The sequence below is a fragment of the Hymenobacter sp. BT18 genome, assembly GCF_012273015.1.
Classification (GTDB): domain Bacteria; phylum Bacteroidota; class Bacteroidia; order Cytophagales; family Hymenobacteraceae; genus Hymenobacter; species Hymenobacter lutimineralis.
The window spans coordinates 3,866,956-3,887,309 of the sequence record NZ_CP050954.1 but is presented as its reverse complement, the minus strand read 5'-3'; the positions used below and the strand labels follow the sequence as shown (position 1 = coordinate 3,887,309).

Sequence of the window (20,354 nt, the reverse complement as noted above, 5' to 3'; positions counted from 1 at the left end):
CTTGTTACTGCTATCTGGTCTTATAGAATGGCCATTAGGGCGTGCCTTGTTTCATACTGTTGCGGTTGAATCCATTGCTAGCTCCAGCTCTATCAGCATCCTTCACTGGGCACTACGCTGCGTCATTGCCTTGCTTCTCCTGGTGCCGCTTTATGGAATAATTGCTGCACGACGTGGTAGTTACGCTTTGGCTATTGCTACGCGCAGTGAATTGGATACACTCTTAGCTTAAAATTAAAAATTCTGATGAATTACTCTGCTCTCCAATATTTGTGTTGGCTCTTTTCTGGGGCTGAAATCTCGCTTCTAAAAGAATGTCCAACTGACTACAACCGGCAAGCTAGTATTGGATTCACCATATTTATGACTTGCCTACTGGCTGCATTGTCTGGAGGATTTGCAGCCTGGACTTTCACTCTTGACCCTACAACACATGAAGGCAATTGGGTTGCAAGCGTAATTTTTGGTTTGGTGTGGGGGTTGCTTGTTTTCAGTATCGACCGCAGCATGGTTGTTACGTTGAAAAAGAATCCGACCGTCACCAAACAGCCTTTCTTTATTCCCCTAGTCACCCGAATGCTTTTGGCAGGGTTGCTAGCTTTTATGATTTCTATTCCTCTCGAATTAAAAATATTTGAACCTGAGATTGAAAAGCAGGCATTAGAAGATATTCAGAATTCAAAACTGAAATATGGCGGTACGGTCGAGAAGAATTCTGGTATTAATGATGCTGAAGCAAGGAAGAAAGCCGAGGCTGAGCGGGCAAAACTTGCTAATCAACAACTAAGCATGGCAGATTCGCAGGTGCCTGGAGTACCTGCACTAATAGCCGAAGCGGAAACGCAAGAATCTATTGCCAGAGACAAAGAAAAAGAAGGCCAGAATCAAGCTACAGTGGTAGATAGAGCTAGGGCTAAAACATACGTACAACCTCATACGGATGCTTCAACAGGAAAATGGATTGAGGGTTACTTCTCGCGCAAAGGTCCAGCTGCAAGGAAATACCAAGAAGCTAAAGCCGTATATAACAAGATAAACGTCGCAGCTAACCTTGCCCGCAACAAGGCAGGTCAATTACGATCTGAGGCGCGGAAAAAAGCGGACAATTTTCGAGCTGATGCTGCAAAAAATCAGAACGACGCTCTAACAGCCAGCCAGAAAGCTGAAATAGAGCGTGAAAAAATTCAAGCACGCAACGACTCCATTAACTCTGTTTATGACAAGCAACTGAACAAACGCGGCTTTATCAGCCAGTTTGTTTCTATGGAAAATGCAGCTCATGACAAGGACAACATGTCAATGCTATTCTTTTTGTGGTTTATCAGAATATTGTTTTTCGTAATCGAAATTCTTCCCACAATAGTCAAACTCGCAACTCCTATTGGAGAATATGACCACCAGCTTTACACGCATGAGCAAATGTTTGCTTTAGCATTAAAGACTAATTTAAATATTTTAAAAGACAGAGAGCTAGTTAGAGAGCAAGCTGAATTAAACATTGCAACTCAGCTTGAGCAGATAAGAAAAGATAAGGAAATTGAACTTGGGCAGAAGATACTTGAACAGACTGCCGCTATTCAAAACAGCTTGGCCAAGCAAATGCTAAATGATTGGCATAAGTCAGAAAAAGACAAACAAAAAACCTTGGCCAACATAAGCTTTACATCTAATCTATCTGTAGCACCAACTCAAAACACTGTTATTAACAATCCCACAAATTCATTAAATTACAACAATGCAAGTACTAATACTATACAAAGTTCACCACAAGCATATAGCGCTGCTTTGAATGACGAGGAGTCCACTAAAAATATTCAAAGCGCTGCAAATACTGAACAGAGCAATGTTGGAGTACCAAATATTACACAAACAAAAACTGAACACGTTAGTAATTCCTCACTTGACCCAATGAACATTAGCGATATCTCGCCATCTATATTTGGAAGAAAATGGCATTTAAAGAATAGCACATCTCCTGAAATATATTATTTTCAGAACAGCGGCTCCCAACTAAACACATTAATTCGAGAGCAAAAAGATAGCGATATTAGACAAATAGGCAGGTGGCAGCATCCACAAGGTGATTCAAGCCGTTTGCATATCGAAATTGAGAATAATTTATCTTCATTTAAAATTACTCATCTCACCGACAAAAATTTGCAATTATCTGAGGACAACGGCACTGTACTCAATTTCGAGGTTTAGAAATCGTGTAAGTCTTAATATTAATACCTAACGAAAACTAATTAAGCTTCCATTGCGCAGATTATTGCCAGTTAACGCCCTTGTTAGCACCGATTCGGTGCTAACAAGGGCGTTAACTGGCAATAAAGAAGAGGTGTCGCGGGTGGTGGCGAGGCCTTTATAGTCGAAAAAGTAAATTACTGGCCACGCCTAAAGAAAAACTCTCTGCTTAATGTGCTCTAAGATACCGAGTTTGCTTTACTACTATGACGTAAAAGGGTGCCTACGTTGATGTAATTCGTGTGCCGTGATGCCGCTCCAATCATTAGCTAAAAAGTGCTTGGCTTCCAAGGTACACATGACAAAGGCCACACTATTACTGCTGTTTCTCCCAATGCTTCGGTAACCGCTCCCCAAACTCTATATACCGCGGGTGGTTGTTCAACACAATGAGGTTTTCACGAGTGCGGGTAAGAGCTGTATAAACAATAGCGTTAAGCTGGGATTCGGGCTCGGACGTGTGGTCGATAAACAGTACAACATTCTTTGCCTCCCACCCTTTAAAGCTGTGAATGGTAGACATTTTAAGGCGACCGTCCCCAGGCCAAAAAGCCTTTTTGTTGGGATGGTAGCCTTTTTCCATTTCGTTTTCGAACACGTGATTCACGCCCACCTTCAGGTTCTCAAAGAACATTACGGCCTCAAAACCTTTTTCGTGGGAAGGCAGCAGGATGACGGTATCGGAAGGATGGTACTGGGCGCGCTTTAGACGCAGAAAAGCAAAATGAATGTATTCTAACCACCGTTGCCCCTCGATATTAAGCCAAATAATGTGCTGATTATCAAGCAACCTGGGCTTATCGGTTAGCTTGACGGCACGAAGGTCTTGGTTTAGGTTGAAGGTTTCGCTGAACTCGTTGGTGATTTCTGCAACCGATGGGGGAAGACGGTGCGAAGATTTTAGATCAATGTATTCCTCGGAAAATTTTTCTAGCCCTACACGGTTAACTCGCTTATCCAGCCAGAGCAGTTCACGCTGGTAAATGTTTTGTTTTTTGTCGCAAACCACTAATAATTCGTCACGGTCACTGAGGAAATGACTGGTGAGCATGTCGTACCATTCGAAATGATAATCTTGCCCTTCATCGATTAGGATTGCATCGTATTTGGGTAAAGCAGCGCCTCCTCTTTGCGCAACAGAGTTTATAGCTTGAATGACAGCATCAGGCACACCGGTTTGAAAGAATACCTGCAAGTCTTTAAACCCATCTGAGCTAGGCCAGTCCTGCTCTAGTTCGTTAAGCCGATCTTTACAAAAGCCGTGAAAGTGCACCAACGTAAACCGTTCCATTGAGAAGGAAAACGGAGCGCGTTTGATCATATCGTGGATGTAATGCCACAACGTGATATTGTAAGTAATAATTAACACATTGTAGCCCTGGGAAGCCAATTTACCCGCACGATACGCTAATGCTTGCGTTTTTCCACTGCCAGCTACTCCCCTAACCCTGTGATGCCCAGACCGCGGTTCCGCCACTTTAAATTGATTCCCTCGCAGGCTAAGCGGCGTACCCTGTTCAATACTGTGATGGGGAGGGCGCATCCAGAAGAGGATTTCCTCATTCCATTTTGGCTGCCAGAAGTAGCTACCCTTACGGTAAACATCGGGCACAATATCTTCAAGTAATCCGGCCCTGAGGCTATCGAACCCAAACACAGGCTCATATTTGAAATAGTTTACTTTCTCAGATACAAACTGTTGATCTGTCTGTCCTTTTCGCTTTTTGGGCCCGAAAAGGCTTTGGGCAGTAGCTGTTGTGCTTTTATGAAAGTAAACAGCTGTTTTAATGAGCCCAAAGCTGGGCTGATTTTCTTTGTCCTGTTCGCGGTCAATCTGTTCGCCAATGGCGGGGACCAATTGGCTTATGAGCTTCTCACGATAATGCCTTACCTGCTTGATGGGGCTTTTTATCCGCTGATAACCATGAGCGGTATCAACGCAAAAATTGCCCTCGCACCAAGCGTAATTTGATAATTCCCAGTCCTTAACTTCAAAAATCATCATGCCAATGGAAGGATTTAGAATCACAACGTCGGGCCTGGTACCGTTGAAGTATGGCTGTGCAAAAATGAGCCAGCCGCTATAATGAGCTAATGGCTTATCTTCGTTCCATTGTTTATCAACGGGCAAATACTTGTCTAAATAGCGAATTAGCGCCTTTTCTCCTGGGGTCAAAGGGTTGTGTACAGCCTCTAGTTGTTCCCAAGTTGGATATAATCTGTTGCTCATGAATTTCCATATTTAGACTTTTAATATTATAGATATTAGTTAATAAACAACCCCTGACTTACTAAGTGCTGAGTAAATCTTTAAACAGTCCCCGTCGAAGTATACATCCAGCAATCAATTCGTCGGTGGGGCCATTGCGATGCTTAGCAACATCAAACAAGACAGTGTCCCGGGTAGGCGTGCCGTCCTGGTATTCGGCGATGTTATAGTACTCGCCGCGCCACAGAAAGATGATGCAATCGGCGTCCTGCTCCAGGCTGCCGGACTCCCGCAAATCCGAAAGGATAGGTCGCTTCTCCCCTCCCCGCTTCTCCACATCGCGGCTGAGCTGGGACAGGGCAATGACTGGGGCATTAAGTTCCTTGGCCAGCTGCTTCAGACCGCGGCTGATGCTGCTGATTTCCTGCTCGCGGTTGCCGCGGGTGTCGCCGCGCATGAGCTGCAGGTAGTCGACCAGCACCAGACCCAGCGGCTGCTGGGCGTGGAGACGGGCACACTTGGCGCGCAGCTGCTGCAGGCTCAGGCCAGGCGTGTCGTCGAGGTGAAGCAGGTGGCCGTGGGTGCGCAGGCGCTGGGCCTGGGTTTGCACGTGGGCAACCTGGGCTAAGCCGCCGGGTAAGTGGCCCCGGCGCAGGTCGGAATTGCTGTAGCCCGGTACTTCACTGGCAATAAGGCGCTGCATGAGTTGCAGGGTGGGCATTTCAAGCGAGAAGATGGCGGTAGGGTAACCGTGGTCGAGAGCAGCGGTGCGGGCAAAGTGCAGCAGAGCAGCCGTTTTGCCCATAGCCGGCCGCGCGGCCAGGATGATGAGGTCGGAGGGCTGCCAACCACCGGTCAGGCCGTCGAGCTGAGCGAGGCCGGTGGGAATGCCGGTAAGGCCACCGGGCTGCTGCACGGCCTGGGCCAGGTGCTCAAAGGTAGTGTCGAAGGCAGCGGCGGCGGTTTGGCCGGGGCGGGTTTCGAGGGCCCGGTGCAGGCCGGTTAGGTGAGACTGGGCCGTGCTGAGCAACTCCAGGGGGTCGCGGCTGGGGTCGTGGGCGTAGGCCGCCAGCTCGGTGCCGGCGCGGATAACAACGCGGCGGGCGTGGTGCTGCTGCAGGATGCGGCAGTGCGTTTCGAAGTGGGCGGCGGAGTTGATTTTCTGCGTCAGGCCAACGACAAAGGCCGGGCCGCCGACCCGGCGGAGGGTGCCGCGGGTGCGCAGCTGCTGGACGACGGTGAGCAGGTCGGCGTGCAGGCCGGCCTGCGTCAGGTCGCGGATAGCCAGGTACACTTGCTGGTGAGCGAAGGAAAAGAAAACCTGCTCATCGGGCAGGGTAGTCAGCAGGGTGCGCTGCACGGGCATTTCGAGCAGGGCTGCCCCGAGCACGGCGGCTTCTAGCGCTAGATCGTGCAGGGCCTCACTGTTGGGCTGCTCAGCAGGCAGCGCGGATGCTGGAAGAGTCTTGGAAGTGGCAGGCATAGCGGGTTAGCTCCAGCGGGAAGGATCGGCAGCTTTGGGGGCGGTGCGGGCCCGGGTGGGCGTAGCTGGCGCAGTGCCAGCGGGCGCCTGGAAGTGGGCACGGCGGCGCATCCAATTGCGAAAAGCGGCGCGCCAATCAACCATGGGGGTTTTGCCGCCCACGCGCCAGCCATTGCTTTGGAAGTGGTCGAAAAAAGCCGCAGCCTCCTCCCCCGCCCCGGGACTTGCCGGATGTTGCGCGGCCGCATAGTCCTGCACAGCTGCTAGTGCGGGCGGAACTTCCGACTTGGTCGCCGTGCCCTTCTTCTGAACCGAAGTACCTGACAACTTATTTCCCGGTTTGGGCGTGCGCGCGGCGGCCCCTGCCGCCCTCTCGGAACGTAGTGGAGAGAGGGTTGAAAGTGAAATTGAAAGGTTGGGCGGCTGTTGGGCTGTTTCGGAACAAGTGCCGGCGAGAGAGGTAACAGGTGTTGACTTATCAGGTGCGGCTGTTGCTTGTAAGGTTTGCGAGACGGTCGATGCAGTGCGGGAGGGCAACAGCGGTTGAACAGGTGTTGCGTTACGGGCAGCGGATGTTGGCTGGGCGGCGCGCTTCGCGGCGGAGGCCTGGCCGGCCAGGGACTTCAGCTCGCGGTGGTGGCGCTGCTTTTCGGCTTCCTTGAGCAGCCGCGGATTGTAGCGCAGCGTGGGGTCGTGGGGCACCGCGGGAAACTTGCTGAGCAGCAGCTCGCGGCTTTCGGCCCACTGCGCGACGGAGAGGCGGGCGGTGCGGCGCAGGCGCCCTTCGTCGGCGGGAAGGTAGCCAGGGTGGTCGGACTGCCAGGAGTTGAACAGCAGCAGGCAGTAGGCCCCCACCTCGTGGGCTTCCATCAGCTGCACGTCGGGCGAGCTGAGAAAGTCACCCGTGTAGAACAGAAACGCGGGGGCTTTCATGCTTAGCAGATGCGCAAAGGGGAGGCCGGCGGGGCGAACAAATCGAGCTGGCGGTAGTCGGTGCACTTGCCGCGCAGGGCCGCTTCCACTTCCTGCAGGGCTTGCTCCAGGGTACTTTCCAGCAGGCCGGCGTAGGCGTAGCCGGCCTGCTCGTCGTGAAAGGCCACGTAAGGGGACGTGAGGTTGAGCACCTTGCCGCCGGCGAGCTGGCGCTGGCCAACGAGCGTGACGCCTCCCCCACCGTTGCCGATGGTAAAGCCAACGACCGTGAAAGCGCTGAAGTGCGCGGGCAGGGGCTCGGCTTCGTCGCCGGGCCAGTAGTCGGGGGTTTCGGTTAGCTGCTCGGTAAGCAGGCACAGGTGCGGCACCAAGTGGGCCAGGCGGTGAAGCAAGTCGGGGTGCACGAGCTCCTGGCAGGTAAGGGAAAAGGCCCGGGGCGGGGTGTCGTCGGCCCGCTGCTCGGTGAACTCGCAGGTAAGCTGCTGGTAGCGGACCCGAGCTTTGTGGACACGAATAAGCGAGCGGGCCGACGTGGCGTCGGGCCCAACAATGGAGAATAGCAGAGACATGACAGGGGCGGTTAGCCGGCGGAGGGTGCGTCGAGCGGTCGGCGGTTGTAGCGGGACAGGTAGCGGTCGAGCTCCGACTGGCGGAAGCCCCACTCCTTTTCGTTGAGACGCAAGCCAGTAAGGCGGCCGGCGCGGCGGGCGTTGCGCACGCCCTCGGGCTTGAGGCGCATGTAGTGGGCAGCCTCGCGCACCGTGAGGATGCGGTCGGGCGGGGCGGGCGCAGCCGCGGGGAGTTTGGGGGCAGCCTCGGTTTCCTTGAGGCGCTGCACGTCGGAGAGCAGCTGCCGCCACTCCTGTTCGGGGACTAGCAGGGCTACTTGCATAGCTTAAGCAGGCATCTGCGCGCGGTTGGAAGTGGGAATCTGGCGGTTGGCCAGGGCTTCGAGGTCGGCGCGGCGCTTTAACTCGGCCTCCAGCTCCTCGAAAAAGGCCTCGGCCACGTCTAGGTTGAAGTAGCGCCCGGACACCACATTGTAGACCTGCTGGCGCGTGAACACTTTGCCCTTGGCTTCCAAGTTGGCCAGGATGCGGGCCGTGTAATTGCTGCGCTTGCCGAACAGGTGACGCTGCTCTGAAATTTTCTTTGCTACATGTTCCATTTTGTTTGCTATTTGTTTATCTTTGGTCTTAAAGGCAAACAAGTTTACAAAAATAAGTTTGACCTAGCAAATAAGTTTTAATAGCACCGAGCAGCATAATGGAAGAGCAAAAGCAGATTGGTGACCGTCTATCGGCGATAATAGAGCATTATGGCGACTCTGTGTACGGCGCTGCAAAGAAACTTGGACATGACCGCCCAACGAAACTATACAACTTTATTGGACACAAGTTCAAGCCCGGGTTCGATACGCTGGTAGAGGTGCTGGAGACCTACCCGGAAATCAACCCCGGCTGGCTGTTACTTGGTGAGGGCGAGATGCTGAAAACGGCGCTGGAAGACCAGGAAGAACCAGTATCAGCAGTTGAGAAGGAGCCGGCTGCGGCCAAGCACAGCTACCGCCACGGGGGACCGAATGCCCCGGCGGTGGTCACGCTGAACATGGCCGGCGACGAGGGCATTATGCTCGTGCCTACTCCTGCTCAGGCCGGCTACCAGCTGTCGCGGGAAAAGCCTCAGGTGCTGCAGGAAATGGACCTGGAGCTGTTGGCCCTGCCGCAGTTCTCGGGCAAGTCGCACCGGGCCTTTGAAGTGGAAGGCTCGAGCATGGAGCCGACGTTGTGGACCAGCGACGTGGTCATTGCGCGCTGCATGGACGACTGGCGCATGGTTAAGCCCCGCCACGTGTACGTGGTGGTCACGGAGGACTCGGTGATGGTAAAGCGCATTCCCCGCCCCATCAGCGAAAATGACCAGGAAGTGGAGCTACTGTCGGATAACTCCTACTTCTCGCCGCACCTTATCCCACGCGAAACCATCTGGGAAATCTGGGAGGTGCGCGGGATTCTGACGACGCGGGTACCGGCCAACCGGGAAGAAGCGTTTGATCGGGTGGCGGGGCTGCTGGAAGTTATGGCCCGGGATTCGAGCGACGTGCGCGGCCGACTCGTGGAAATGATGGACCGCATTGGCAGCCGTTCAAGCGAGCAGTACCGGCTGCAGTAAACGCCACCCGGTGGCGGGTAAAAAATGGATGTAAAGACCTTACGCCACCTGGTACGCCACCTATTTGAAAATGACTTAACGTAATTCAGAAGATACTCGCAGTAAATCAACGGGTTAGTATCTCGGTTTTGAGGCCCGAGGCTACCCCGGCTCCGGGTACAATAAAGAAGCTCTTGGTTTACGCTAAGAGCTTTTTTACTGTACCCTGGATCTAGGAAACTAAATAAAGTCGAGGTGGACCAAGTTCTTGCGTGTGCAGGTCTCATTTCACTAAGCTTGGGCCAGCAGTTGCAGCTCTGTTATAGCAACACATTTCATTCATAAACTGATTATTACGGTATAATTTACAATTCTGACCGAGCCTTCGTAACCCAGCACAGGGTTGACCTGCGTGACGATGTTTTTTCTCTGCGCTGGGCATTAGCCGTGCTACCTGCTATGAAATTTTCGCGCAGGGTACGGCAGGCATTGGTCTCATAGGAGCCACTCGTGAACAGCGCAAAGCCGACCATCGGGTTCATAACATTCAGTTGCAGTTGTCCGCATTCGGCGGCTATGGCTGCCGGCAAATCCGCCCCGATTGTATATAACAGCTGAAATTTTCTATAATCTGCTGCATCTGGGTGCCGCAGTAAATACTTTCGAAAACAGCTCATTAGCCGAGAAAATCGTCTTCAATTCGGATAATTTTCCTAGGAAAGCGGCTTGGGCAAATGCGTTGGGGCGGAAAGGTAACGGCCCAGGTGAAAATCCTTGTTTGAGGGTGCTGGCCGCTCGGCCGGACGCTGGATAGCTGAACAAATACACTCCCGGTCATTGCGTGGTTGGCCGGCATCAGTGTAATATTGTCGGGTGCCAGTCGGCTCATGCGGGCGGCCTCTCTATTGTAGCTGTGGTATCCTGAATGTCTGTTTATTCGCCGGGCCTGCACGTGCTGGCCACTTTTGCTGCCCCCGCCGGTGTGCTGACCAATGCGGCGGCCTGCCAGCGCTTCTTCGATGAGCAGATTGCCGCACTGGGTCTGACCAAGGTGGGTGAAGTGTACCACACGTTTCCCAATGGCTCGTTCACGGCCGTTATTGGCCTCACTGAGTCACACCTGAGCATTCATACCTGGCCGGAGCATGGGCAGGCCACCTTCGACGTGTTTCTATCTAACTACCGCCGCGACAATGCCGACCGGGCACGGGAGTTGTATGCCGCCACGCTGGACTTTTTCGGCGGAGTCGAGCAAAGTAAAACCGAAGTGCGCCGATGAGCCATGTACCCGCTACCTCCGCTGCCCCGGCCCATGTGCCCTGCCCGAAATGCCACCACCAAGTGCCGTACTTCGACCAGGAGAACAGCACCTTTTTTGTATGCCCTGCTTGCCACGCCTATTTCAAAGCGGAGGACGACAACGCGCCGGTAAGCCTGGGCAAATTTGAGGGTAATCAGAAGCCAGTGCTCCCGTTAGGGGCCGTGGGTACGCTGCGCGGGCAGCAGTACCGCGTGCTGGGCTGGATGCTGCGCAAGGAAAAGCAGGCTATCTACCAGTGGCACGAATACATGCTGCGCCACGAGGAAACCGGTATTCAAGCTCAACTGGCCATGTACGAGGGCCATTGGATGCTGGTGGGCCCTGCCGGCCGTGATTACAAAGTTTCTGGACGAGCCACCAGCCGCGGGGCCCAAATCCTCGATGAGGATACCAGCTACGACATCTACAACTCTTACTCGCCGGTTACGCTCTATGCAGAAGGTGAGTTTGACTGGGAAATCCATGAGGACAGTAAGCTCACCGTCACCGAATACATTGCACCGCCCCACATGCTGGTGCGCGAGAAGCAGGGCCACCAGGCCGCGCACTGGTACAGAGCCCTGCACATAGAGCCCTCGGAAGTAGCCGAAGGTTTTCAGGTGCCCAACCAACGCATGCCCTTCCGCACGGGGGTGGGCGCCATCCAGCCGGCGCCGGCTCAGAATTCGTGGCCGGCGCTGCGTTCATTCAGCCTGAACATGGCACTGCTGGTGATTATTACGCAGTTGGCGCTCCTGTTCATCAAACCCGAAAAACAGGTACTACTGCAGGACTTCTCTACCGGCCGCGAAACTGTGCCGACCGGCGCCAACGCGGAGGCAGTGGCCGCGGGCAGCAACCGGGTGCTGGTTTCGAAGGCGTTTGAGATAGAGGGGCCGGCGGCACTGCAGTTTGCGCTAACATCGTCGCTGGCCAACCAGTGGCTGGAGGTGCCCGTGACGCTGGTGAACGAGCGCACCGGCCAGCGCTACGAATTCACGAAAAGCCTGGAGTATTACTCGGGCGTGGAAGACGGCGAAAGCTGGAGTGAAGGCTCGCAGGACCAGGATGCCACGCTGGCAAACATTCCAACGGGCAGGTATCATCTTACGCTTTACCCCGTCTCCGAAAACGGCCAGGACCTGCCCCTGCATCTCGGCGTCAGCCAGCACACGCCGCTGCAGTCGAATGCGGTGGTACTGCTGCTGCTGCTGGCGGTGTACCCCGTCATTCAGTACCTGCGTCGCCACTCGCACGAGCATAACCGCTGGGCCAACAGCAACTACGGTCCTCAAGACGAATCTTAGCTCTCAAACAGCACCGCTGCATGAATTATCTGCGCTCCTTACTTTCCATCCGCTATTACGTGCTGGTGGCGCTCTTCGCCTACGGCGTGTTTGTGTGGGCTGGCCTCCAAGGCCGGCGCCTGCTCGGCGACGACAACGAAAATCCGGAAGGTGCCCGCACGTCTACGGCACGGAGCGGCCACGCCCGCTTCTATCATAAATAGTGAATTTCCCCACTCGTATGGAATACCTCAACTTTAAGCTCATTGCTGCCTCCATCATCTACTCGGTGCTGGGCATCGTGATTCTGGTCGTGTCGTTCATTATCATCGAAAAGCTCACCCCCCGCATGCTCTGGAAGGAAATCGTGGAAGAGCACAACACCGCCCTGGCTATTGTGGCGGCCGCTTTCATGATTGCCGTGGCTCTGATTATCAGCTCCGCTATTCATGGCTAATGCCGCCGCCGAAGCTCCGGCGCCTGCTTCACCCGGCACACCGGAGCGGGCCAGGCGCGGCGCGGCGCGGCAGGAAGCCCAGTCGGTGCTGCTGCTGGGGTCGGTGTTTGTTATTGCCACCTGCGGGCTGATTTACGAGCTGATTGCGGGCACGCTGGCCTCCTATCTGCTCGGCGACTCGGTCACGCAGTTTTCCACGATCATCGGGGCCTACCTGTTCTCGATGGGGGTAGGATCGTGGCTGTCGCGCTACTTGGGCGGGCCGCTGCTGAAATGGTTTATCTGGCTCGAAATTCTGGTGGGCCTAGTTGGTGGCTTTTCAGCGCCGCTGCTTTTCGTGTTGTTCGAGTACGTGGCCTCTTTCCGCCTGATTCTGTATGCGCTAGTGGGCCTGACGGGCATCTTGGTGGGACTGGAAATTCCGCTACTGATGCGGATTCTGGAAAACCGCTTCGAGTTCAAAGACCTGGTCTCCAAAGTTTTCACTGTCGATTACATTGGGGCGCTGCTGGCTTCCCTCATTTTCCCACTGGTGCTGGTACCCCAGTTGGGCCTGATGCGGACTTCGCTCCTGTTTGGAACCCTGAACGTGGTAGTGGCTGCCGTGGCGCTGTACCGCTTTCCGGAAACCCGGCCCTACCGTCGGGCCTTCGCCAGCCTGATGGGCGCGGCGCTGCTGGCCTTGGCTGTTACGTTTGGCTACGCCGGCCGCATCCAGCGCTATACCGAAACGCTGGCTTTTCAGGACCAGGTGATTTATGCCAAAAGCACCATCTACCAGCGTATTGTACTCACCAAAAACCAGCGCGAGCTGCGCCTGTTCCTGAACGGCAACCTGCAGTTTAGCTCCCAGGACGAGTACCGCTACCACGAAGCCCTGGTACACCCTGCCATGCAGGCTCTCCCGCATGCGCGCCGCGTGCTGGTGCTGGGCGGCGGCGACGGGCTGGCCGTGCGCGAGCTGCTGAAATACCCGCAGCTGCAGCAGATTCGGCTGGTAGACCTCGACGCGGGCATGACTGAGCTGTTCAAGCAAAACCAGCTGCTCACTTCCCTCAACCAACGCTCCTTTTTCAACCCGAAGGTGCAGGTTATCAACGGCGACGCCTACCAATGGGTACGCCAGGATACGACCCGCTACGACTGCCTGATTGTGGATTTCCCGGACCCGGCCAACTATTCTATTGGCAAGTTGTACTCAGCGGCATTTTACCAGGAGCTGCACCGGCTGCTAGCCCCAGGTGGCAAACTGGTGGTGCAGAGTACCTCGCCATACGTGGCGCGGCAGTCGTTTTGGTGTGTTGCGCATACGCTGCAGGCCGCTGGGTTCCACACCATTCCGTACCACTGCTACGTGCCGTCATTTGGCGAATGGGGCTTCGTGCTGGCCGGCGAAAACGGCCACTGGCGCCCCAATGCCGGGCCGCTGCCGCGCGACCTGCGCTACGTCACGCCCGTCACCATCCGCCAGATGCTGGACTTTCCGCCCGATATGGCCGAAGTGCCCACCGATATCAACCAGCTCAATAATCAGGCCTTGGTGCGTTATTTTGAGGAAGACTGGGGCCCCTACGTGCACTGATCAGACTGCTAGATAGTTCCGTCATACTTTGGCTGCGCCCCGGCAGGGCAGCCTTTTCAGATTACCTTCTTATACGATGCCGCCCAAGCCCTCCCCCTCGTCCAGCCTAACTAACCCTAGCCGTCGGGAATTCCTGGCACGAACGGGCGTGGGGGTGGCGGGGCTGGTGCTGGGGCCAGGTGTGCTGTTGGAAAGCTGCAGCCCGGCCGGCTCCGCCACCAACCACATCCAGGGCGGCTTGCGGGGTGCCGACCATGCCGTGGGGCACTTGCTGCGGACGCCCGGCCGCTTGCCTGCTCCCAGCCAGGAGCTAAGCACTGACCTCCTGATTGTGGGCGGCGGCGTGGCCGGCTTAGCGGCCCGGCGCGAGCTAGCCCGGCACGGCCACGAGCCGCTACTACTGGAGCTGGAAGCCCGGACCGGTGGCAACGCAGCCAGCGGCCAGAATCAGGTTTCGGCCTACCCGTGGGGCGCTCATTACCTGCCCGTACCCGATGCGCGCAACCACGACTTACTGGGTTTTCTTCGAGAATCGGGGGTGGTTACGGGCTTCGATGGTACTTCCGGCCTACCCATCTACAATGAGTACCACCTTTGCCACGACCCCGAAGAACGGCTGCTGCTGAATGGCCACTGGCAACAGGGACTAGTACCGGAGGTGGGCGTCCCGGCCGCCGACCGGGCTCAGATTGCGCGTTTCTTCCAGCTTATTGGCGAGTTGAAGCAGGCCCGGGGCACCGACGGACGCGACGCCTTTGCCATTCCGCTCGACCACTCCTCCACCGATGCGCAGTTCCGCCGCCTTGACCAGCAAAGCTTTGCCGCCTACCTCGATCAGGAAGGCTTCACGTCGCCTTACTTGCGCTGGTACCTCGACTACAGCTGCCGGGACGACTACGGGGCCACGGCGGCGCAGGTGTCGGCGTGGGCAGGGCTGCACTACTTCGCCGCCCGCAAAGGTCGCGCCCACAATGCCACCGCCGCCGATGTGCTAGCGTGGCCGGAAGGCAATGGTTTTTTGGTTGAACAGCTCCGCCAGCAGGGCCAGGGCACTATTTTATCGCGCATCGTGGCCTGCCAGCTGCAGGAAACGCCGACAGGGGTAGAAGTGCTGGCCTACAATGCAGCAGCTCAGCGCACCGTGCGCATTCGGGCACGGCAGGTACTGCTGGCCGTTCCACAGTTTGTGGCGCAACGCTTACTGGCCGGCGTACAGGGCGCCGTGCACCCCGCACAGCCACTGCATCATGCGCCATGGTTGGTAGCCAACCTCACCGTTACTGGATTGCCGCAGGGCCCCGGCCAGCCATTGAGCTGGGACAATGTAGGCTATGGGGGAGCTTCGGTGGGCTATGTGAATGCTAATCATCAGCACCTCAGCCTTTCCGCCGACGGGCCCAAGGTAATTACGGTATACTGGCCTCTTTCCGACGCGCCGCCTGATGTGGCGCGCCGCCAAGCCTACCAGACCACCTACGCCGAGTGGCTGCCCCGCGTTCTGGCCGAGCTGGAGCACCTGCACCCTGGCGCTACTCCTTACGTGCAGCGCGTGGAAGTCTGGGTATGGGGTCACGGCATGGTTGCGCCTATTCCGGGTTTCCTGTGGGGCCCCGAACGGGCTGCTCTCGCTCAGCCTTTGCGGCAACGCATTTTCTTTGCTCACTCCGATTACAGTGGCATGTCTATCTTCGAGGAAGCCTTCTACCAAGGGCTACGCGCCACCCGCGAAATGCTAGCTGCCGTATGAAATCAGCCCTCCTGACACCTAAAGCCCCAGCTGCCAGCCGCCAGCCCTGGATTCGGTCGGCGGCGTTTGATGGGCTCTGGATTCTGGGGCCGCCGTTTCTGGCATTGCTGGCCGTGGTGCTCGTGCCGCCCGTTTTTCGCACGTCTGCCCAGATGCCTGTGTGGGCCTGGGTAATCCTGGTAGTGTTTATTGACGTGGCCCACGTTTACAGCACCCTGTTTCGCACCTACTTCGACCCGGTACGGCGGCGGCGCTTCCGTACGCTGCTCTGGTTGGTGCCACTGACCTGCTACGCAACAGGCGTGGCACTGCATTGGGTGGCGGGGTTGTGGTTTTGGCGGGTGCTGGCATACGCGGCCGTTTTCCATTTCGTACGGCAGCAGTACGGATTCCTGCGCCTCTATTCCCGCCACGAAACCACTTCACTCTTCAGCCGCCGCCTCGATACGGTGCTGGTGTATGCGGCCACGCTTTACCCGTTGCTTTGGTGGCATCTGTCGCCCCCCCGTAACTTCAACTGGTTTGTGACCAGCGACTTTGTGCAGTACGACTGGCCAGCGGCGCGCGGGCTACTGACCGCGCTGTATGTCGCGTTGCTGGTAGCGTATCTGGTGAAGGAAATCCGCCGGTGGCACCACACCCGGCAATTCAACCGGCCGCGCAATCTGCTGCTATTGGGTACGGCGGCTTCGTGGTACGTCGGTATCGTGCTCTTCAACGGCGACCTGGCTTTCACCCTGCTCAATGTGGTGGCACACGGCATTCCGTACCTAGCGCTTATCTGGGCTACCAGCCAGCCAGCCTCCCACACGCCTGCCAGGGCCCAAAGCTGGTGGCAGCGCCGCTACGGTATAGCCCTAGCGCTGGGACTATTGTTTGGGCTGGCTTACCTGGAAGAAGGCATCTGGGACGGCCTGGTGTGGCGCGAGCATGCGGGAGCGTTCGGCCTTTTTCAGCAGCTGCCCCCCGTGTCCGATTCGTTGGCCCTCAGCCTGCTGGTGCCCTTATTGGCGCTGCCACAAGCTACCCACTATGTGCTGGACGGCTTTATCTGGCGGCGTAACTCCTGAAGCATCCAAACAACGGCAAGTTCTTTAAATTCAAACAGATAAACCTTCAGCCATAAGGTTTTGTGTTTAACGCGGCGCCAGGCTACATCAGCTAAGGGCCCTGAAACTGCGGCAGCCAGAGCTTCGACAACGACGCCATACTCGGGTGAGTAGATGGTGCGGTAGTGCCCGTAGCCGCTCACCCCTTGTGGCGGCGCTCTGCCTACAGCTGTATTTCTACCAGCACCGCCGTAGAGCCCCCGGCATCATCATCCGTTACTAGTACCAGTTCGTACCGATTCTCAGCAATCCGACGACGTACGGCCACACTTTCCACTTTGCCCCGGTAGGGTATGCCATCAGGCAACTGTAGTTTTGCCAAGACCAGCGGCAGAGGGTCCGCACTTCTGTTCGTCAGGTCGAGGATGCCTACAAACGAGCCTAAAACAGCTCCGTCGAGAACGGCATCCTGGGTATCTTCCACCGAGGCCGTTATAAATAATCGGTTTGCGAACCAAGTGCCGCCTGAGAAACCCGCAGGTTTTCCGTCAATAGAAGGAAGCAAGTAGTGCTGCCGTTGGATGTCGGGTAACTGAGTGGCGCGGTGCTGTAAATAGTCCAGGGTAGCGGCCAGCGGCATCCGAAACAGCAGATTACCCGCGGCTGAGCCAACGGTCCGCTGGAACAACAGCAACTCAGTAGCGCTAGCGGCGGCGGCTTCTAAGTTCAGGCTGATGCCCGTTGGAAGTTCCCGGCGTAGGGCCGCATATAAACCACTTAACGAGAGTGGATAAACGCTGGCGGTTGCCCCCGATGCTCCCGGTAACGGCACCCAGAACCCCTGCTCACGGGCTACCGTAGCTCCCGAGCCCAGCACGAGAAGTCCTGCTTCCCCCGCCGGGGTGGTCAGCGCCGTGAGGCATTCCAGGTCCAACTTTATTTCCTTGGGGATGCGCCCGGTGCTGAAGTGCGCCGTTTCAAACAGGGTAAGCCTTGCACCGGCAGTCAGCGAAGCGGAGGCGAGTTGGTAGAGAAAAGGGGAATCGTCGCCGATGACGTAGGCAACGTCGCCAATTATTTCAACCCCCGAGGCGGAAGGCAAGTCGGGCAACGAAATTTCCTGAAGAATGGTAGCACGCATCAGTCGTAGAAAAGAGGGACTTAAGCAGGAAAAGGCTGTATAGCCCGACACAATAGGCAGTCGGGCTAAGGCTATACGTTGTCTGCTATTTCACAATCGTGAATTCTACGCGCCGGTTCAGGCGCCGGGTTTCTTCCCGCTCGTTGCTGGCCCGTGGCTTGGAGCCCCCGTAGCCGATGGTGCTGATCCGGTTTTCGGCCACGCCCCGCCGCACCAAATAGCGTTTCACTTCCTGCACCCGCTCCTCGGAGAGCTTCACGTTCAGGGCGGCATTGCCCACATTATCCGTGTGACCTTCCAGCCGGATATTCACCGTAGGGTTATCCAGCAGCGTCCCGGCCAAGCGGTTCAGTTCCGTAAAGGAGGCGGGCAGCATCGTGTATTTCCCTTGGGCGAAAATGAGGGTAGGCAGCTCTAACCTAGAGCCTACGCTGGCGGGCATTACCAGAAAGTCGCGGGTTTGGTTGGTGGTCAGGGTAAGCGTATCGGTAGCCGTTAGAAAGCCGCCGGCGGTGGCGGCTACCCGGTAGCGCCCGGCGGGCACCAACAGCTGAAACGTGCCACCGTTGGCTTCACTGCGGGCCTGCACCAGCACGGCCGTGGGGCCATCCAGCCGCTCGGCTCTGATGGCGGCGGTAATGGGCTTGCGGGTTTTGGCATCCAATACGCGGCCGGTAAGCGTAGCACGCGCCAATTCCGGGGCGGGCGGCGCTACGGAAGTACTGTCGGGCGGGGGCACCACCCCAACTTGCGTGCGGACGATGTCGGCCGGCCCGTTGGGGGTGCGGGCCTTGGCGAAATACGCCTGCTTGCCATCGGGCGTCAACAGGAAATAGGCCTCGAAGCCGGGGCCGTTGATGCCAGGGCCCAGGTTTTGGGGCGCACTCCAAGCCGTCCAGGAGTCATCAAGGCGGTGACTCACGAAAATATCTGAGCTGCCGTAGCCGGCATGGCCATACGAGGCGAAATACAGCGTGCGGCCATCGGGCGTGAGCCAGGGTGCAAACTCGAAGCCGGGCGAGTTGATAACGTTGCCCAGGTTGCGGGGCTCCCCCCAGGTTCCATTGCCGGCGGGCAGGCTCACGTATAGGTCGTTGGCCCCGTAGGCATCGGGGCGCTCCAGGGAAAGCAGCAGCACTTTCTCATCGGCCGGGGCGAAAAAGGTGGTGGAGGTGCCGTTGGAGTAGTAGTTGCTGATTTCGAGGGGCTCGGGCTTGAGGGCCTGCTTGCCCGCCAGCGGGGCGCGCGACACGCCGTCGTCGCGGAAGCTGCCGTCCCGCTCGTAGCGCCCCCGCACCAGCACGGCTTTGCCGCTTTCCACAAGGGCCATTACGCCGTTGTTTTGCGGAGTATTCAGCACATCCAGCCTTTGCGCCAGCCCCCAGGTTTCGCCCCCATCGGTGGAGCGGCTTACCCATATATCGGCCGATTCGGTGTTGCCCTCGGTATTGCCGGCGAAACGGTTGCGGGCGAAATACAGGGTCAGGCCGTCCGGGGTGAGCACCGGCTGCAGCTCATTGCCTGCGCTGTTCACGCCTGCGCCCAATGCCTGAGGCGCGCCCAACGCGGTTTGATCCGTGGCTACGGTCAGCTTCAGCGGAAACAGCCACCACTGCTGGCTGGCGCGGCCCAGGGCCCGCTGGCCCACTACTGGGGTGGCGTTGGCTTTATCGGCGGCGGCCAGCGCCAGGCTGAAGTCGTTACCGCGGCACACCAGCTGAAATGAACCTGCGGGCCCGGCCGCCACTATGCGCCATTGCTGGTATAAGCTCCCCGACCAAGGCTGCTGCACGACGGCGGCGTTATCTCCAGGTCCCTCTAGCGTCAGGGCTTTGCCGCTGTGCCGGGCTTCTATGCGGTAGTAGCTGCTGTTGGCCGTAACGGGCGTAAAGCGCCACTGCTGACTTTGCGCCTGGGTAAATTCCCACTGAACACCCCGGCTGCCATTTTCGGGCGAGGCACTGGCAATATCCAGGGCCCGACCACTGCTACGCGATACTACCCCATACCAGACGTTGCTGGCCGGGCCTAAGGGTGCCGCCTGCGCCCACGCTGCGGTTACCGCGCTGAGCCAAACCAGCAGGCTGCCTATCAATCGAATCATGTGCACACAAACCTGATTATCGGCCCCAAGTTAGCCGATTTCCCTGCGCCGCGGTCAAACCCTGGCTTAAGCAAACGGGCCATTCCCTTCAAAGCGAAGCGTAATGGCCCGTTTGCCGCTGAGAATAAAAGGCGCCGGCTTACCCGGGAAGCGGGGTTTCGCCGCCCAGTTCCTGCATGTACTTAAAGCGTACAAACCGCTCATTCTCATAAATAGCGGCAAAGTGGCCTCCGGCCGTGGAGCTGCGGTGTACCGGGCCGGCGGCCGGTAGTTGGGTGCCAGAGCGGCGGGACGGGTGCTCGGCGGCCGACTTAGGTGCGGGTACCGAGGGAAAGGCGCCGGGTGTAAGCCCAGGCACATGGCAAAGGAAAGACAGAATTTTCGAGGCCATAACAGAGCAGAAATAGGTGTGGATGAGAGGCCGCTGCCGAATACCCAGGGGCCGGCTGCTTTTGGAACAATGCTAATATAAATCAATATTTTTTTAATTCATCTAAGTATATATACCTCTTTTTGGCAGAGAAATGCGGGAAAATTTCTAATGCCCAGGTACCTGCCGGAACTGCATAGGGCTTTCAGCTGCCACTCCCGAAGCAGAAAAAGCATACCACTCGTTGGCTATTTTATGCCTTGTCAATAAACCTCTTACAGCTTCCTTATTTCCATGC

18 protein-coding genes are annotated in these 20,354 nt (G+C 56.8%); 9 read left to right on the top strand and 9 right to left on the bottom strand.

Annotated elements, in window-relative coordinates; all coding sequences use genetic code 11:
• Positions 1 to 246 precede the first annotated feature (246 nt).
• Positions 247 to 2,205 (top strand): DUF4407 domain-containing protein, encoded by a 1,959-nt coding sequence (locus HER32_RS16700; protein WP_168682686.1) that lies wholly within the window; start codon positions 247 to 249, stop codon positions 2,203 to 2,205.
• A 355-nt stretch (positions 2,206 to 2,560) separates the two neighbouring features.
• Here HER32_RS16700 and HER32_RS16695 read toward each other — a convergent pair whose 3' ends face one another.
• From HER32_RS16695 to HER32_RS16670, 6 genes are all read right to left on the bottom strand, one after another.
• Positions 2,561 to 4,474: a nuclease-related domain-containing DEAD/DEAH box helicase gene (locus tag HER32_RS16695; RefSeq protein WP_168682685.1), complete on the bottom strand. Its 1,914-nt coding sequence runs from the start codon at positions 4,472 to 4,474 to the stop codon at positions 2,561 to 2,563.
• 61 nt (positions 4,475 to 4,535) lie between these two features.
• Complete coding sequence (gene dnaB / locus HER32_RS16690) at positions 4,536 to 5,936, bottom strand: replicative DNA helicase (protein WP_168682684.1); 1,401 nt, start codon at positions 5,934 to 5,936, stop codon at positions 4,536 to 4,538.
• A 6-nt stretch (positions 5,937 to 5,942) separates the two neighbouring features.
• Positions 5,943 to 6,869 carry a DUF1376 domain-containing protein gene (locus HER32_RS16685; RefSeq protein WP_168682683.1) on the bottom strand — a complete coding sequence of 309 codons (927 nt, stop codon included), beginning with the start codon at positions 6,867 to 6,869 and terminating at the stop codon, positions 5,943 to 5,945.
• Between the two features lie 2 nt (positions 6,870 to 6,871).
• A complete protein-coding gene (locus tag HER32_RS16680) occupies positions 6,872 to 7,438 on the bottom strand; it encodes a hypothetical protein (protein ID WP_168682682.1) in 567 nt (188 codons plus the stop codon).
• An 11-nt stretch (positions 7,439 to 7,449) separates the two neighbouring features.
• A complete protein-coding gene (locus tag HER32_RS16675) occupies positions 7,450 to 7,761 on the bottom strand; it encodes a helix-turn-helix domain-containing protein (protein ID WP_168682681.1) in 312 nt (103 codons plus the stop codon).
• A gap of 3 nt (positions 7,762 to 7,764) precedes the next feature.
• A complete protein-coding gene (locus HER32_RS16670; protein ID WP_168682680.1) occupies positions 7,765 to 8,037 on the bottom strand; it encodes a hypothetical protein in 273 nt (90 codons plus the stop codon).
• A 260-nt stretch (positions 8,038 to 8,297) separates the two neighbouring features.
• On the opposite strand from HER32_RS16670, the gene HER32_RS16665 reads away from it, so the two are divergent.
• The 8 genes from HER32_RS16665 to HER32_RS16630 all read left to right on the top strand — a co-directional run bounded on the left by HER32_RS16665 (position 8,298) and on the right by HER32_RS16630 (position 16,462).
• Positions 8,298 to 9,041 carry a helix-turn-helix transcriptional regulator gene (locus HER32_RS16665; protein WP_168682679.1) on the top strand — a complete coding sequence of 248 codons (744 nt, stop codon included), beginning with the start codon at positions 8,298 to 8,300 and terminating at the stop codon, positions 9,039 to 9,041.
• 904 nt (positions 9,042 to 9,945) lie between these two features.
• Positions 9,946 to 10,299, top strand: a complete 354-nt coding sequence (locus tag HER32_RS16660) for an S-adenosylmethionine decarboxylase family protein (protein ID WP_168682678.1) — start codon at positions 9,946 to 9,948, stop codon at positions 10,297 to 10,299.
• Complete coding sequence (locus HER32_RS16655) at positions 10,296 to 11,627, top strand: DUF4178 domain-containing protein (protein WP_168682677.1); 1,332 nt, start codon at positions 10,296 to 10,298, stop codon at positions 11,625 to 11,627. Before HER32_RS16660 ends, HER32_RS16655 begins: the two co-directional genes overlap by 4 nt.
• A 20-nt stretch (positions 11,628 to 11,647) precedes the next feature.
• Complete coding sequence (locus HER32_RS16650; protein ID WP_168682676.1) at positions 11,648 to 11,830, top strand: hypothetical protein; 183 nt, start codon at positions 11,648 to 11,650, stop codon at positions 11,828 to 11,830.
• A 17-nt stretch (positions 11,831 to 11,847) separates the two neighbouring features.
• Positions 11,848 to 12,063, top strand: a complete 216-nt coding sequence (locus HER32_RS16645) for a DUF350 domain-containing protein (protein WP_149071793.1) — start codon at positions 11,848 to 11,850, stop codon at positions 12,061 to 12,063.
• Positions 12,056 to 13,645: a polyamine aminopropyltransferase gene (locus tag HER32_RS16640; RefSeq protein WP_168682675.1), complete on the top strand. Its 1,590-nt coding sequence runs from the start codon at positions 12,056 to 12,058 to the stop codon at positions 13,643 to 13,645. The genes HER32_RS16645 and HER32_RS16640 overlap by 8 nt, the downstream gene beginning before the upstream one ends.
• 76 nt (positions 13,646 to 13,721) lie before the next feature.
• Positions 13,722 to 15,392 carry an FAD-dependent oxidoreductase gene (locus HER32_RS16635; protein ID WP_168682674.1) on the top strand — a complete coding sequence of 557 codons (1,671 nt, stop codon included), beginning with the start codon at positions 13,722 to 13,724 and terminating at the stop codon, positions 15,390 to 15,392.
• Complete coding sequence (locus HER32_RS16630) at positions 15,389 to 16,462, top strand: hypothetical protein (protein WP_149071790.1); 1,074 nt, start codon at positions 15,389 to 15,391, stop codon at positions 16,460 to 16,462. Before HER32_RS16635 ends, HER32_RS16630 begins: the two co-directional genes overlap by 4 nt.
• 202 nt (positions 16,463 to 16,664) lie before the next feature.
• Here HER32_RS16630 and HER32_RS16625 read toward each other — a convergent pair whose 3' ends face one another.
• From HER32_RS16625 to HER32_RS16615, 3 genes are all read right to left on the bottom strand, one after another.
• The gene (locus HER32_RS16625; protein WP_168682673.1) at positions 16,665 to 17,582 is read right to left on the bottom strand and encodes a DUF6929 family protein; all 918 of its coding nucleotides are present in this window, start codon (positions 17,580 to 17,582) and stop codon (positions 16,665 to 16,667) included.
• Positions 17,583 to 17,667: 85 nt separating this feature from the next.
• Positions 17,668 to 19,686 carry an RICIN domain-containing protein gene (locus HER32_RS16620; RefSeq protein WP_168682672.1) on the bottom strand — a complete coding sequence of 673 codons (2,019 nt, stop codon included), beginning with the start codon at positions 19,684 to 19,686 and terminating at the stop codon, positions 17,668 to 17,670.
• Positions 19,687 to 19,825: 139 nt separating this feature from the next.
• Positions 19,826 to 20,077 carry a hypothetical protein gene (locus HER32_RS16615; protein WP_168682671.1) on the bottom strand — a complete coding sequence of 84 codons (252 nt, stop codon included), beginning with the start codon at positions 20,075 to 20,077 and terminating at the stop codon, positions 19,826 to 19,828.
• Positions 20,078 to 20,354 lie beyond the last annotated feature (277 nt).